Origin of the sequence: Actinomadura sp. 3N407 (assembly GCF_052245875.1) — a bacterium.
In the GTDB taxonomy this organism is placed as follows: Bacteria; Actinomycetota; Actinomycetes; order Streptosporangiales; family Streptosporangiaceae; genus Spirillospora.
In genome coordinates this window covers 359,901-374,369 of record NZ_JBQQBP010000009.1, presented here as the reverse complement: position 1 = coordinate 374,369, position 14,469 = coordinate 359,901, and the positions used below count along the sequence as shown (strand labels likewise).

Annotated in this window: 11 protein-coding genes; 3 read left to right on the top strand and 8 right to left on the bottom strand. The window is 71.1% G+C overall.

The genetic code is table 11. The features are described 5' to 3' along the window. From ACTWPP_RS24570 to ACTWPP_RS24555, 4 genes are all read right to left on the bottom strand, one after another. The coding region (locus ACTWPP_RS24570) for a DUF6801 domain-containing protein (RefSeq protein ID WP_443106690.1) at positions 1–791 on the bottom strand (791 nt) is incomplete at its 3' end. A 299-nt stretch (positions 792–1,090) separates the two neighbouring features. Continuing rightward, a complete protein-coding gene (locus ACTWPP_RS24565) occupies positions 1,091–2,098 on the bottom strand; it encodes a cupin-like domain-containing protein (protein ID WP_443106689.1) in 1,008 nt (335 codons plus the stop codon). 46 nt (positions 2,099–2,144) lie between these two features. After that, complete coding sequence (locus tag ACTWPP_RS24560; protein WP_443106688.1) at positions 2,145–3,518, bottom strand: DUF6801 domain-containing protein; 1,374 nt, start codon at positions 3,516–3,518, stop codon at positions 2,145–2,147. An 81-nt stretch (positions 3,519–3,599) separates the two neighbouring features. Beyond that, the gene (locus ACTWPP_RS24555; protein ID WP_443106687.1) at positions 3,600–5,222 is read right to left on the bottom strand and encodes a dolichyl-phosphate-mannose--protein mannosyltransferase; all 1,623 of its coding nucleotides are present in this window, start codon (positions 5,220–5,222) and stop codon (positions 3,600–3,602) included. A gap of 518 nt (positions 5,223–5,740) precedes the next feature. Here ACTWPP_RS24555 and ACTWPP_RS24550 point away from each other — a divergent pair. Further along, on the top strand, positions 5,741–7,105 hold the full coding sequence (locus tag ACTWPP_RS24550) for a helix-turn-helix domain-containing protein (protein ID WP_443106686.1): 1,365 nt from the start codon (positions 5,741–5,743) through the stop codon (positions 7,103–7,105). Between the two features lie 186 nt (positions 7,106–7,291). Here ACTWPP_RS24550 and ACTWPP_RS24545 read toward each other — a convergent pair whose 3' ends face one another. Continuing rightward, positions 7,292–8,158, bottom strand: a complete 867-nt coding sequence (locus tag ACTWPP_RS24545; protein ID WP_443106685.1) for an SCO6745 family protein — start codon at positions 8,156–8,158, stop codon at positions 7,292–7,294. Positions 8,159–8,223: 65 nt separating this feature from the next. Then, on the bottom strand, positions 8,224–9,207 hold the full coding sequence (locus tag ACTWPP_RS24540; protein ID WP_443106684.1) for a hypothetical protein: 984 nt from the start codon (positions 9,205–9,207) through the stop codon (positions 8,224–8,226). A 435-nt stretch (positions 9,208–9,642) separates the two neighbouring features. Between ACTWPP_RS24540 and ACTWPP_RS24535 the strand changes: the two genes are divergently transcribed. Continuing rightward, positions 9,643–10,050, top strand: coding sequence for an ATP-binding protein (locus ACTWPP_RS24535; RefSeq protein WP_443106683.1), 408 nt, complete (start codon positions 9,643–9,645; stop codon positions 10,048–10,050). A gap of 90 nt (positions 10,051–10,140) precedes the next feature. Here the strand turns inward: ACTWPP_RS24535 and ACTWPP_RS24530 are convergent, their stop codons facing one another. Together ACTWPP_RS24530 and ACTWPP_RS24525 are read right to left on the bottom strand one after the other, a co-directional pair. Then, a complete protein-coding gene (locus tag ACTWPP_RS24530) occupies positions 10,141–11,763 on the bottom strand; it encodes an AMP-binding protein (protein WP_443106682.1) in 1,623 nt (540 codons plus the stop codon). Positions 11,764–12,013: 250 nt separating this feature from the next. Then, positions 12,014–13,747, bottom strand: coding sequence for a pyruvate dehydrogenase (locus ACTWPP_RS24525; protein ID WP_443106681.1), 1,734 nt, complete (start codon positions 13,745–13,747; stop codon positions 12,014–12,016). 119 nt (positions 13,748–13,866) lie between these two features. Here ACTWPP_RS24525 and ACTWPP_RS24520 point away from each other — a divergent pair, with 119 nt between their 5' ends. Next, entirely contained in the window at positions 13,867–14,406 is a 540-nt protein-coding gene (locus ACTWPP_RS24520; RefSeq protein ID WP_443106680.1) for a MarR family winged helix-turn-helix transcriptional regulator, read from the top strand. The last annotated feature ends 63 nt before the right edge of the window (positions 14,407–14,469 follow it).

Below are 14,469 nucleotides of genomic sequence, written 5' to 3'. Positions count from 1 at the left end.
GTCGGCGTGGGAGTGGGGGTCGGCGTTGGCGTGGGAGTGGGGGTGGGGGTCGGCGTTGGCGTGGGGGTCGGCGTAGGCGTAGGCGTGGGCGTCGGGGTCGGAGTGGGAGTCGGGGTCGGGGTCGGAGTGGGGGTGGGCGTCGGGGTGGGGGTGGGCGTGCCGTCCGTGATCTCGAACGTGGCGAACGGGTCGTCCTGGCCCGGGTCCTTGGTGCACTGGACGTCCTGGCCGCCCGGCCACACCTCGGTCCCGTCGGCCCGCTTCGGGTTGATGCGCTGCACCATGTCCCCGACGTAGATCTCGCCGTGGCCGGGCTGGGTGAAGACCAGTTGCGGGGCGGCGCCCGTGGCGATCAGGTCCCACTCCGCGCCCGCCTCCTGCGGGATGTCCGTCTGCGGGATGACCGCGTCGACGGCCACCGGCAGCTGCGGCATCTCGGGCACCGACAGCGTCGCGTCGGCCGTCGCCGTCCCCTCGATGGTGGCGGCCCTGACGGCGCGGAGCCCGTTGGTGATGGTCCCGGTGATGTGGGCGGTCGCCTCGATCTGGAACGCCGGGGTCTGCTCCCCGACGGGGATCTCCGCCGGGATGTCCGACTTGACGTCGACCGAGAGCGGCTGGTTGCCGATCAGCGGGAAGACGCAGTGGTAGTTGATCGTCTGCTGGACCGGCACCGCCGCGGCGGGAGCGGCGCCGATGACGCCGAGCGCCGACAGGCCGAGTCCGCCGATGGCCGCGACCGCGAGGCCCCTGGCCCCGCGCCGGCCGCGCCTGCTGAGCTTGTCTTCCATTTTCTGCCTTTCGTCGGAACGGACCGAGTGGCGAATCTGCGAACCGAAAACTACCGACCGGCACCGGGGCTGTCTTTACGGTCCACTGACAAATTAGAAGACGATGGCACTCACCGGTTCAACACGATCCGAGGTCATTCTCAAAAGGTCGAACATGCGCAGAAAATGACACTTTTACAGGCTGGGGCGATGGCCGGCGCTCAACGCGTGACAACAATTGCCGGACGGTGGATCGAACGCCGATTCACCGTCGCAGAATTTGTCATCCGGCGATTGTTTTCCGGTCGCCGTGCGGCTGCTCAGAGGTGCTTGTACGTCGTGTAGTCCGACGCGAAGTCGTTGTGGCGCAGGAAGTTGGTGAAGCTCATGGTGATCGTCGCGTCCAGGCCCTCGACGTAGTGCCACCAGCCGATCGGGATGAACAGCAGCTCGCCGGGCGCGAGCGTGCACTCCAGCACCTGCGCCTTCCTCATCGCGGGGAACCGGTCGAAGTCGATCGCGCTCGCGTCCACCTCCGAATAGCAGTGGACGGTGTTGTAGATGAACGCGGTGTCGTGCAGCGGCACCATTTTGATCTTCTTGCGGCCCATGACCTGCGCCATGAAGTTGTTGGTGAGGTCGTGGTGGAACGGCGTCTTCGTCCCCGCGGGGCCGAGCCAGAAGAAGCTCCGGCCCCGCGCGTCGCCGTCGAGGTACTCGCCGAGCGGCTCGATGTCGTCCCAGAGGACGTCCAGGGCCTCCTGGTTGCGGGACGTGTTGTTGGCCGTCATGTAGAAGTCGTTCGTCGTCCCGGCGGCCTCGACCATGTCGACGTACTCGCGGAACGGCATCAGCTTCTTGTGCTGCGGCCCGTTGATCTCGTAGTTCTCGTCGGACTCGCGTCCGAACTGCACTTCGACCTCCTTGTCGCCGCAGGCCGCGCGGAGGTGGTCGAGGTCCCATTTCGTGCACGCGGGCCACGACTTGAGCATCCCGGTGATGATGACCGGACGGTTCTGGAAGTAGTACTCCTCGAAGAACTCGTCCCGCGAGAGCCGTTCCCGGCGTTCGATCTCGCCGCCGGCCGCGCGCATCCGGGCGAGCCGGCCGTAGACGGTGAGGGTCCATTCGCGCTTGCGCAGCCGGTTCGCGATCCGGGACGCGCCCTGCACGTACGGGCTGGCGAGCGCCCCGGACACCTCGCGGGCGGCCTCCTCCTCGGTGAACCCGTTCTTCACCAGCACCGGGCGGATCGCTTCCGGCGGATTGCCGAGCAGCAGGTTCTCGGCGATCCAGCGGCGCCAGTCGTCCTTCGGGCGTGTGGTCACGGCGATGCTCCTCTCTTCGGCGGGCGGGCTCCTCTCGGCGGAGCGCTCAGCCCGGGTTGCGGGAAGGCTGCGGAAGCACGGGCGGGCAACTGATGTCGGCGAACGGGATGCAGGTGGACCCGAGCGTCACGCGAAGGAGATTCCCGGGGCCGGCGACCGAGCCGTTGAGCAGCGGGTCGAGATCCTCACCGGCACCGCATCCGCGGAACGCCGGAATGGTGAAGGTCCCCTCGACCACTCCGCCTTGCAGGATGTTGGGCATCCGGCCCTTGAGCCTGATGTCGGCGGCGGTGGCGGTCCGGCAGTTCGCGCCCACGTCCAGCGGTGTGCCGTTGACCTTCACGTCGCGGATCCGGATCGACATCTTCATGTGCGCGCTGACCGACTGGATCCCGGTCTGCAGGTCGCTGACCGCCTCGAACGTCCCGTAGTCCTGGGGGCCGCCCGGGTCACCGGGCTTCAGGGGCCGCTGCGTCATCTCCATCGTCGCGGTGGTCGGCATGAGGCCGAACGTCAGGAAGGTGGACGTCGACCGCAGCGGCGCGACGAACCGCTGCCGTACCGAGGCGCCCGTGCGGGTGATCATGTAGATCATGTTGGTGAGCGCCGGTTCGGCGAGTTCCGGGTCGTTCAGCACGGTCGCGCCCTTGAGCTTCGCGACGTTGGAGAACCCGGACAGGTAGACGCAGCCCGGCATCCAGTCGTCGGTGGGCCCGGTGTACGTTCCGCACTCCGGGGGCGTCCCGCCTGGGGCTTCGGCGGCGGGCGGCCCGGCCTCGGGCGCGGCGGCCGTCCTCGGCGCCGTGGTCTTCCCCGCCCGCACCGGGACGGCGGCGAGCGTCAGGTCCTGATCCCCGGACGGCGAACAGGCGGCGGCCAGCGACTTCGCGTCCTTGCGGGCGCCGCCGTTCGCGTCGCGCGGGTCGAGCGTCAGCGCCAGGTCCCCGGCCGTGAACGTCAGGTCACCGGTTCCGGCGGGCGTCACCGGCGGGACGTCGCCGGACGCGGCCAGCTCCAGGCCGGCGTCCTCCGAGACCGGTGTGGACGGCGTGGTCAGCCCGTCCCACGCCACCGGCGTCGACGTGCCGTTCTGGGTCGCGGTCGTCGCGAGCCGCGCGGTGCCCGCGACGGAGGCGCCGCCGAGCGCCGTCACCTCGGGGAGCGCGGCCTTCGGGATCGTCACCGCCGCCGTGACCCGGCCGGGCCGGACCGCTTCGCCGGCCGTCCCCTCCTCGGGGAACGTCCCCCGCACCCGGACTCCCACCTCGTGGGACGACCCGGACGGGAACCGGCACGTGTAGCTGAGCGAGGCGTCGGCCTCCTGCGCCGTCGCGGTGCCGCCGGGCAGCGACCCGGACACGACCGTGCCGAGCCCGATCGCCGTCACCGCCCCCAGCGCCCAGCGGGCCCGGATTCTCATGGTCGGTCACCTCTCCTGATGCTGCGCTCATGGGCACTCACGCCGTCGCGGGTCACGGGGTCACGGGGGCAGGTCACGGGGTCACGTCCAGCCGGGAAGCCACAGGCGCGCGAGCCGCTCGGCCTCGGGGAGCGCCTCGCCCGTGAGGATCGGATGGAGGTAGATCAGGTTCGCCGCGACGGCGGCGAGGTAGGCGCCCCCGGCCGCGCCGATCACCGCGCGTTTCACCGGACGGTCGCGGTACGGGACGAAGATCCCCTCGAAGAGCAGGACGATCGCGAGGATCGCGAACGGCAGCATCGGCAGCGCGTACGTGGAGTACATCGTCCGGCCGTCGAGCGCCGCCGGGATCCACGGCAGCAGGCCCGCCAGGTAGCCGCCGACCACGGCGGCGGCCCGCCAGTCCCGGAAGAGCGCCGCGTAGACCGCCATGATGAGCAGCGCGGCGATGGAGAACCACCAGATCGCGGGCGTGCCGAGGTGCACGACCTCGCTGACGCACTTCGCCGCTTCACACCCGTCCTGCCCCCGAGGCACGGACGTGCGCCACATGACGGCCGGATGCCCCTGGTAGGGCCACTGCCAGGGCCACGACTGCGCGGGGTTGGCGCTCGTCACACCGCTGTGGAAGTCGAGGGTCATCGCGTGGTAGTGCCACAGCGACCGGATCGGGTTCAGGAACGTGGGCCAGATGTCGCTCGGATGCAGGTCGGCCCAGTCGCGCTGGAATCCGGGGAACGTCCGCCCGAACAGCGCCTTCTGCAGGCCCGTCCCGGACGCGAACCACCCCCACCAGCCGACCACGTAGACGGCCCCGGCGGCGAACCACACCTGGAGGAGGGAGGCCGGCATGTCCAGCTTCGCCATGCCGCGCCACGGCCTGGCGACTCCGGCGTCCTTGCGCGCGTTCCGGTCCCAGATCAGGGCCAGCGCCCAGAAGAAGAGCATCGCGTAGACGCCGGACCATTTCGTCCCACAGGCGAGTCCGAAGCAGACACCGGCGCCGATCCGCCAGCCGTGCCGGACGAAAGGCCCGCCGGGCTTCGCCTCATCTCCGTTGGCGCCCTCCACGCCGCGGGCAGCAAGCGCGGCCCGGGTCTTGTCGCGGTCGACGAGGAGGCAGCCGAACCCGGCGAGCAGCCAGACGAGCAGGAAGATGTCGAGCATCGACGACCTGCTGGACACGAGCCACGACCCGTCCAGCGCCAGCAGCAGGCCCGCCGCGCAGCCGAGCACGGTCGAGCCGGTCAGCCGCCGCGCGATGCGGGCCAGCAGCAGCACCGCGAGGACGCCGGCGACGCCGGCCGCGAAGCGGAAGCCGAACGGGCTTGAGCCGAAGACCGCCATGCCGGCGGCGATGAACCACTTGCCGAGCGGCGGATGGGCGGCCCACTCCGCGCCGCCCGCCAGCCCCGCCACCGGATGCCCGGCGAGGAAGTGGCGGTTGGCGGGCTCGCCGTCCGGACCGGCGTTCCAGTTGTGCTCGACGCCGTAGTGCAGGAACGCCCAGGCGTCCTTCGCGTAGTACGTCTCGTCCCAGACGAGCGCGTGCGGGGAGCCGAGACGGTGGAAGACGAGCACCCCGGCGAACGCCGAGACGAGGAGCGGTCCGAGCCACCCGTAGAACGACGCCCGCAGCCGGTCCCGGCGCACCGGGACGTCCGTCGCGGGCTCGGTCCCGTCCACCGCTACCGAGGCGGCCAACGCATTCCACCCCCTCGGTCGTCACGGTCAGAGTCATGGACCGTAATGAATGTCCGGCTGCGGATGAATCGAGTCCACGACGAAGAAGAGGGCGCGATTCACTCAGTTGACTGAGGTATCGCCGCGACCGGACATCACCCCGAATCGATCATTATCACCAGATGACAACTTCCCATTGGGCGCACATTTATTTTGTCGCGGGCCCGCAGCCCCACACCCCTCGCCCCGAGTCGTTGAGTTGCGGCGTGTCGCCCTTATCCGCGGCCTCATAAGGGCGACACGCCGCGAGTGAACGGTCTGGCGGGGCGGGCGCGGGATAAGAGAATTATTCATGTTTCATATGTTCGACAGAACTTTGTCGTCCGTCGCCGGTGGCGCTGCTGTCGCGGTTACTTATAAGTCGGTGAGCAGTGGCCACTGGGATTTGTTCTTCAGCTCTAGAGAAGTGGCGCGCCGGGCCTGCGTAACGTCGGCGTGCCCCGCATCACATCGGGCCCGACGGAGGTGTGTCAGTGTCGATGACCAGAACAGCCCTCGAATCCGTTGATCCCTTCGATCGCGACGGCCGGCTCCCGCCGAGGCTCGCCCGGCTGATGCGGCCGGAGCTGCCGAGCCTCGCCGAGGAGATCGTCACCGAGATCCGCCGCGCCATCCCCGAGTACGCCCGGCCGCTCGACGGGCCGTACGGCCATGTGCTGCGGCTGAGCGTGGAGCACAACCTCGCCGCGTTCGTCGACCGTGTCGCCGCGCTCCCCGGCACGTCCGGGGTCGGCGAGGACTCCGCCGGGACGGCCCGGATGCTCGGCCAGTACGAGGCGCACGAGGGCCGCAGCATGGACTGCCTGCAGGCCGCCTACCGGATCGGCGGGCAGGTCGCGTGGCGGCGCGTCATGAAGGTCGCGCCGCGCCACGACATCTCCTCGGCGATCATGTCGCGGCTGGCCGAGGCGCTGTTCATCTACCTGGACGACCTCGCGGCGCACTCCCTCGACGGCCACCGGCGGGCCAGGGAGCGCCCGATCCCGGCTCTCGACGAGCGGCGCAGGCGGCTGCTCCGCCTCCTCCTGGACGGCGCGGAGCCCGGGAACGCCGTGGTCGCCGAACTGGCCGAGGCGTCCGGGTGGCCCGTCCCGGACGAGGTCACGCTGATCGCCACCGAGCCGGAGGCACGCTGCGTGTGGACCTCCCTGGACGAGGACGTCCTCGCCGACCTGGAGTGCGCCGAACCCCACCTGCTGCTGCCGGGCCCGTTCACGGCCGCCCGCCGCGCCATGCTGGACGAGGCGATACCCGGCCGCCGTATCGCGGTCGGCCTCACCATGCCACCCGGCCAGGCGGCGGACTCGCTGCGCTGGGCCCGCCGGGCGCTCGGCCTGGCGCTCGACGGCGTCCTCGGCGACGGCCCGGTGACGCTCTGCGAGGACAACCTCGTCCCGCTGTGGCTGCTGTCCGACCCGGCGCTGGTCGAGCAGCTGACCCGGCGGCGCCTCGGGATCCTGGACGGCATGACGCCCGGCCAGCAGGACCGGCTGACCGAGACGCTGCGGACCTGGCTCGTGACCCGCGGCACCGCCGCCGAGATCGCCGAGCTGCTGCACATCCACCCGCAGACCGTCCGGTACCGGATGCGCAAGATCGAGCAGACCTTCGGCGACGAGCTGGACGACCCGGAGGCGCGGTTCGGGATCGAGGTCGCGCTCCGCGCCGCGCATCTCCGCCGGCCCCCGCAGCCTCGTCCGGCTCCACCGGCCGTCACCTCGAGGCCACCAAAGCCAGGCGGATCCCACGGAACCAGCAACCCCAGCCATCACCCCAACCACGCAACGACCAAAACCGTCGCGATCGCGTCCGAAGGCAGGTTTCGAGCGAAGCGAGAAACCTGATCGCGCAGCGAGCCGCCAAGGCGAGCCGGAGCGATGCAGCGATCGCATGCAGGGCCCGCCGAAGGAAGGCGCTCTGGCGCCTGACGCCAAGGGCACTGCAAAAAGCACAGCCGGAGCGATGCAGCGATCGCATGCAGGGCCCGCCGAAGGAAGGCGCTCCAGCGCCTGACGCCAAGGGCACTGCAATCAAACACGGCCTATGCCGAGGGTGTTCTGCGCGGGCATCAGGCCGGTCTCCAGGACCTTGACCAGGATCGGCATGGTGAGCTGCGCTAGACGGTCGGTCTTCTCGGCGCCGAGCGTCCGCCAGGGTTCGTGGGCGAGGTCGTCGGTCATGCGCTCGACGGAGTCGCGCAGTTCGCGGCCCCGGCCGGTCGCGGTGCCGTCGGCGTTGACGAGGCCCCGGGACGCGAGGCGGTCGCGGGCGGCGGCCCACTCGTCGTCCGTCCAGCCGCGGCTCGCGAACGTCTCCACGGGGGCGGCGCCGATCGCGGCGAACGAGACGAGTGCCTCGGCCGGGTCGAGCCCGGCGGTGAGGAGCGCGGCCACGTGGCCGTCGCCGCGCTGCTCGCGCAGGATGCCGATGGCGTGCCAGAGGACGAGGTGCGGCTCGTCCGGCCAGGGGAGATCGGCGTTGGCGGCGGCGAGCGGGCGTCCGGCTGTGCTCGCGGCCTCGGCGGCGGTGCGGGCCAGGTCGGTGGCCTCGGCGATGTCCGGGGCGTCGATGCCGTCGCCGAGCAGTGCCCGGTACATCCGGTCGACGGCGCGGGTGCGGGCCTTCAGGACGCGTTCGGGCGGCGCGACCGTCCACGCGGCGGGGACGTGCTCGGCCACCATGCGGGGGCTGAAGCTGTAGAAGGCGGCCGACACCGCCTCCGGACCGGCGGCGCCGAGGGGTGCGGCGCGCCAGGCGAAGTAGCTCGGCCAGCGGGTGTCCACCTTGTAGCCGAGCGCCTCGGCCTCGGCGAACACGTCGGGCGAGTACCAGAACAGGGCGTGCACGGGTTCGAGCTGGTGCCACGCCTGACGGGCAAGGCCGGGGTTCTCGGTCACCGCGGTCTCCTCTCTCCGGGTTCACCACCACCCTATCTTGACAGTGACAAGATCGCACATCGGGCTCAGCCCAGCCGCGACGGCGCCGGAGGCAGCGCGCGCCGTGCGGCCGGGGACCGGTGCGCCCCGCCGTCCCGGACGGCCCGCGCGCGGCGCTCGTGGCGGGGGAACGCCAGCAGCGCGAGGACGGCCAGGCCGACCCCGGCGACCCTCAGCAGGAACAGCCCGGAGTCGCCCGGCCACGGCTCCCCGTACAGCAGCGTCGCCGACAGGAGCAGATGCGTCTTCGCGGTCACCGTGACGACGGTGACGATGATGGTGAGGCGGCAGCGCTGCAGCCCGATCGACAGCAGCCCGAGCCCGAGGACGCCCGCGAGCAGGAACAGGTACGGGTGCGGCGAGGTCGGCACGTCCATCCGGCGGTCCCCGGCGAGCATCGTCGCCATGCCCATGCCGAAGACCTCGGTGGCGCCGAGCAGGACGCCCGCGCCGAGCCCGTAGGCGATGCCGGTCAACGGCCTCGCGTGCCGGCCGCTGACCTGGCGGTCGCGCACGCAGAACATCCAGAGCGGCAGGGCCAGCGAGGGCACGCAGACGAGGGCGGCCTTCCACAGCGGGAGCGCGGCGGCCGCCTCGGCGCCGCCCGTCCGGTGCAGGGCGTCCGGGAGCGACTCCCCGGGGCCCGGCATGACCGACAGCGCGGCGGTGACCATCGCCGCCACGGTGATGAGCGCGGCGAGCCACTCGCGGGAGGTGGGCCGCTCGCCGAACCCGCTCATCCCCACGACCAGCAGGAGGACGAGGCTGAGCCCGAAGGCGGGGAGGGTGGCGACGACCGGGAGCGTGACGAGCGCGGTGGCCGAGAGCGCGAAGCCCGCCAGCAGCACCAGGACGCCGGTCAGCCAGCGGGGACTGCGCACCAGCCGTCCGGCGGCGTGCAGCGGATGCCGGCCCCCGATCGGACTCATCCGCCCGGCGGCCGTCTTGAACAGGACGTACGCGGCGATGTAGACGGCCTGCGCGGCGCAGGCGAGGACGACCGCTTGCATGGCGCACCTCCGGGGGTGAGGCTCCGGCCGGAGCCCGGGGTGTCACCGGCCGGCGGCACCCCCATCCCCGCCGCCCGGCGAAAACGCTGATGAATCGGATGGTGACATGGGGAAGGCGTCCGGCGATCCGGGCCGAGAGACGGAGAAAATGCCTGTTTTGTACGCCTAGGTGAGCAATAACCGAGACATGGGCACGGCGGCGCACGTCCGAGCCCGCCGGGCGCGGGCCGGTTATTGGTGAAGTGAGTAAGAACGCGGGCGTTGTTTCATATTTTCGCAATGCGCGGATGCTGCGGTAACTCGTACCGTAGGCTCCGCGTCTAGCGCTGAAACCGTCCCGGAAAGGCCAAGATCAATACGTCCATGGCATTGCCCGATCACTCACCGCAGGTGAATGATTGCGGTGCGCTTCCGACTCGACTGTGTGGTGATTGCGTGACCGTGGGGATGGAACGGCTCGGTGAACCGTTCGGGTTCACCGGCGACGGCGACGGTGGCCGCCGGGCCCGCCGCACCGTCCGCGAGCGGGCCGCGAAGGTCGTCGCGGACGAGACGCTCCTGGACGACGTCGAGCTGATGGCCGCGGAGGCCGTCGCCAACGCCATCCTGCACGGCACCGGGCTCGTCACCGTGACCGTCTCCACCGACGGCCGGCGGGTCCGCGTCGACATCGCCGACGACGGGCCCGCCCGGGAGGCCTCCCACGGCGAACTGCGCCTCGATCACGGGCGCGGCCTCACCGTCGTCGACGCGCTCGCCGACGAATGGGGCCTCGACCAGTCCCCGCGCCGCACCCGCCTCTGGTTCATCGTGGACGCCCACCGCCCACCCGCCCACGCCTGACGCGACCCGCGGGGCGCAGGCCGCGTGGGCGCAAACCGCACGGACGTCACGGCAGAGGCATGACCGCGGGGACGCAGGCCGCAGGGAAGTTCAGGCCGGGTTCTCGTCTAGGCGCGCCTGCAGTTCGCGGCGGGCGACCTTGCCGGTGGCGTTGCGCGGGAGCGCGTCGACGAAGTGCACGTCACGGGGAACGGCGAAGCGCGCGAGGTGGTCGCGAACGTGGGCGCGGACGGTGTCGGCGTCGAGGGTTCCGCCGTCGCGCAGGGCGATGAACGCGGCGGCCCGCTGCCCGAACTTCTCGTCCGGTACCCCGATCACCGCGACCTCCCGGATCTGCGGAAGGCCGGACAGGACCTCCTCGATCGCGCTCGGGAAGACGTTCTCGCCCCCCGAGACGATCATGTCGTCGTCGCGGCCCTGGACGAACAGGCGGCCCTGCTCGTCCAGGTGCCCGACGTCGCCGAGGCTCATCAGGCCGTCCCGCATCTCCTTGGTGTCGCCGCCGGTGTAGCCGGCGAACAGCAGCTCGTTCGCGGCGAAGATCCGCCCGGTCGTCCCCGGCGGGACGCGTTCGCCTGAGTCGTCCAGGATCGCGACCTTCGTCCCGGGCGGTGGCGTGCCCGCCGTGTCGGGACGGGCCCGCAGGTCGGCGGGCGTCGCGATGGTGACCCACGACGCCTCCGTCGACCCGTACAGGTTGTAGAGGACGTCGCCGAACTCGTGCATGAACGCGGTGGCGAGCGTCGCGGGCAGCGCCGAGCCGCTGACGGCCGCGATCCGCATCGAGGACGTGTCGTGCTTGCTCCGCGCGGCCTCCGGGACGTCCAGCATGCGCTGGAGCATGACGGGGACGGCGACCAGCGCGGTCGCCTTGGTGGCGTCGATCGTCCGGAGGGTCTGCTCGGGATCGAACCGGGACCGCAGCACGATCGTGGCGCGCAGCGAGATCGCCGCCTGGAGCATCGCGTATCCCCAGGTGTGGAACAGCGGCGCCTCGATGAACATCCGCTCGTGCACCCGGTACGGGATGCGGGACAGGATCGACGCCAGCGGCGACAGCCCGGGCCGCGAATGCCGGTCGGCGCCCTTGGGCCGGCCGGTCGTGCCGGAGCTGAGGACGATCGTCCGGCCCGCCTTCGGCGGCGGCTCGACCTGCGCGGCGGGCGCCGTGACGATGAGGTTCTCCAGCTCCGAGCCCGTCCCGCCCGCCTTGATGACCTGGACGGTCTTCGGCACCGCCGCGAGGAAGCCGGCGAACTCCGAGTCGGCGATGACGACCTCGACCCCCTGCTCCCGCACGACGGTCACGAGCTGCTCGGTGCTCATCCCGGTGTTCAGCAGGAGGATGTCGGAGCCGCGTTTGCTGCACGCGACGAGCGCCTCGATCATGCCGCGGTGGTTGCGGCAGAGCACCGCGGCGCGGGGTGCGCTGCCGAACCGCCCGAGGGCGGCGGCCAGCCGGTCGGTGCGGGCGTCGACCTCACCGTAGGTCAGCCGCCCCGCGTCGTCGATGATCGCGACGACGTCGGGGTCGCGGGCCGCGGCGGACACGACCGTCCCGCCGAGCAGGGTGCCCCAGCGGCGCAGCGCGCCGAGCTGGCGGGCGACCTTCACCGGCGGTCCGGGGCGCCACAGCCCGCTCCGGGCGAACATGCCGCCCGCCCGCGCGACCGACGCCGTGCGGCGCCCGAACTCCGACGATCGTCCGCTCATCTGCCGCTCCAGGCCGTAGGTGCGAGGTTGTGGGTCCCGACCGTACGGATAATGCGATTCGTCCTCTTCTTCGTCAGGCCAGCTATTCCGCCGCCCCGTTGTCAGCAACGTGACAACGAGCCCGCACTTCCACCCTGACCGAGATGGCCCGCCCCTTCACCTGACCCTGCCGCCACCTGTCCCTGCCGCCGGGCGGCGAGGTCGCCGGGCGGCAACTGCTCGGTGAGCAGGCGGCGGGCGCGTTCGCGGGTCAGGGGCGGGGGATGTTGCGGAGGTTGCTGCGGGCCAGGTCGAGCATCTTGCCGACGCCGCCGGTCAGGACGGTCTTGCCCGCGGAGAGGGCGAAGCCCTTCACCTGCTGCGGGGTGATGCGCGGCGGGATGGACAGGGCGTTCGGGTCGGTGACGACGTCCAGGAGGTACGGGCCGGGGGCGGCGAGGGCGCGTTCCATCACGGTGCGGACGTCGGACGGACGTTCCACGCGGGACGACTCGATCCCGATGGCCTCGGCGATCGCGGCGTAGTCGACGGCCTCGTGGTCGGTCTCGTAGGCGGGGAAGCCGTCCACCATCATTTCGAGGCGCACCATGCCGAGGGACGCGTTGTCGAACAGGATGATCTTCACGGGGAGGCGGTGGAGCTTGACCGTGAGGAGTTCGCCGAGCAGCATCGCGAGGCCGCCGTCGCCGGAGACGGAGATGACCTGCCGTCCGGGTGCGCCGTACTGGGCGCCGATCGCGTGCGGGAGCGCGTTCGCCATGGAGCCGTGGGAGAACGAGCCCATCACGCGGCGGCGGCCGTTGGGGGTGATGTAGCGGGCGACCCAGACGTTGCACATGCCGGTGTCCACGGTGAAGATCGCGTCGTCGGCGGCGAGGTCGTCCAGGACGCTCGCGACGTACTCGGGGTGGATCGGCATGTGCTTCTCGATGTCGCGCGTGTAGGCGGAGACGACGTTCTCCAAGGCGCGCGTGTGGCGATGCAGCATCTCGTCCAGGTACGACTGGTCGCGCTTCTGCTCGACCTTGTCGAGGACGAGCCGGAGCGTCTCCCCCACATCACCATGGACGGCCAGGTCGAGCGGCGTGCGGCGGCCCAGTTTCGATGGGTCGTCGTCCACTTGGATGGTGTTCTTGCCCGGCAGGAACTGGTCGTACGGGAAGTCGGTGCCCAGCAGGAGGACGAGGTCGGCCTCCTGCGTGGCCTCATAGCAGGCGCCGTAGCCCAGCAGGCCGCTCATGCCCACGTCGAAGGGGTTGTCGTACTGGATCCACTCCTTGCCGCGCAGGGCGTGACCGATCGGCGAGAGCAGCTTGTGCGCGAGCTGCATCACCTCGGAGTGGGCGCCCTGGACACCGGCCCCGCAGAACAGCATCACCTTGCGCGCCCGGTTCAATGCCCCGGCGAGCTGCGCCACCTGGTCGGCGGGCGGGCGGATGATCCCCTTGCGGACGAGGAAGTCGTGCTCGCCGGTGGGGACCGCGGTGTCCTTGCTCGCCGTGTCGCCGGGAAGCGTCAGCACCGCGACGCCGCCGAGCCCCACCGCGTGCTGGATCGCCGTCCGCAGGACGCGCGGCATCTGCTCCGGGGTGCTGATCGCCTCGCAGTAGTGGCTGCATTCGGCGAAGAGGCGCTCCGGATGCGTCTCCTGGAAGTACCCGCTGCCTATCTGCGCGCTGGGGATCTGCGACGCCAGCGCCAGCACCGGCGCCCCCGACCGGTGCGCGTCGTACAGGCCCTGGACGAGGTGCGTGTTGCCGGGACCGCAGCTTCCCGCGCACACGGCGAGCCGTCCCGTCGCCTGCGCCTCCGCCGTGGCGGCGAACGCACCGGCCTCCTCGTTGCGGACGTGCACCCAGTCGATGCCGCCCGTCCGCCGGACGGCGTCCACGATCGGGTTGAGGCTGTCGCCCACCACCCCGTAGACGCGCCGTACGCCGGCCTGCCGCAGCACCTCGATGAACTGTTCGGCGACGGTCGCCATCGTCCCTCCCGAGCACGTTCCGCTTCCCGCACCGGGGAGATGCCCGATGATCTCCCGCTGACACCCGTGTCCCGGCCGGGGTTAAATGGTCAATCCATGAACCAGATCTGGGAGGCGCGGTGACGGCCACGGAGAGCGACGGCGAACGGCTCGACTTCTGGTCGTTCGTCGATCTCGCGGGTCGCCGGCTTTCGGAGGAGTTCGGGTTCCCGCATCCGCACGCGACCCGGCTGCTGCTGACCCTCAACCGGGCGTCGGCGATCGTCACCTACGACCTGGAGTCCACGGTGCACCGGCCGCGCGGGCATTCGTGGGCGGGTTTCCGGCTGCTGTTCGTCACCTGGCTCGCGGGGCCGCTGGAGCCGGGGCGGGCCGCCACGCTGGCCGGGATGAGCAGGGCCGCGGTCTCCAACCTGGCGAAAACGCTGATCGCGGACGGGATGATGGCCCGTGCGCCGGGGGAGCGGGACGGCCGTTCGGTGATCCTGTCACTGACCGAGCGGGGCCGGGAGGCCATGCTGGAGATCTTCGCCGCGCAGAACGAGCGGGAGCGGCAGTGGGCCGGGGTGCTCACCGAGACCGAACGGCAGATGCTGATCATGCTGCTGGACAAGCTCATCGCCGGCCGCGACCAGTTCGACGTGCGCGAACGGAGTTGACGCGGGGTTAGCCCCTTCCCTGAGCGGAAGAAGAGTCGTAGTCTCGGCAGAAAGTAGTAAATG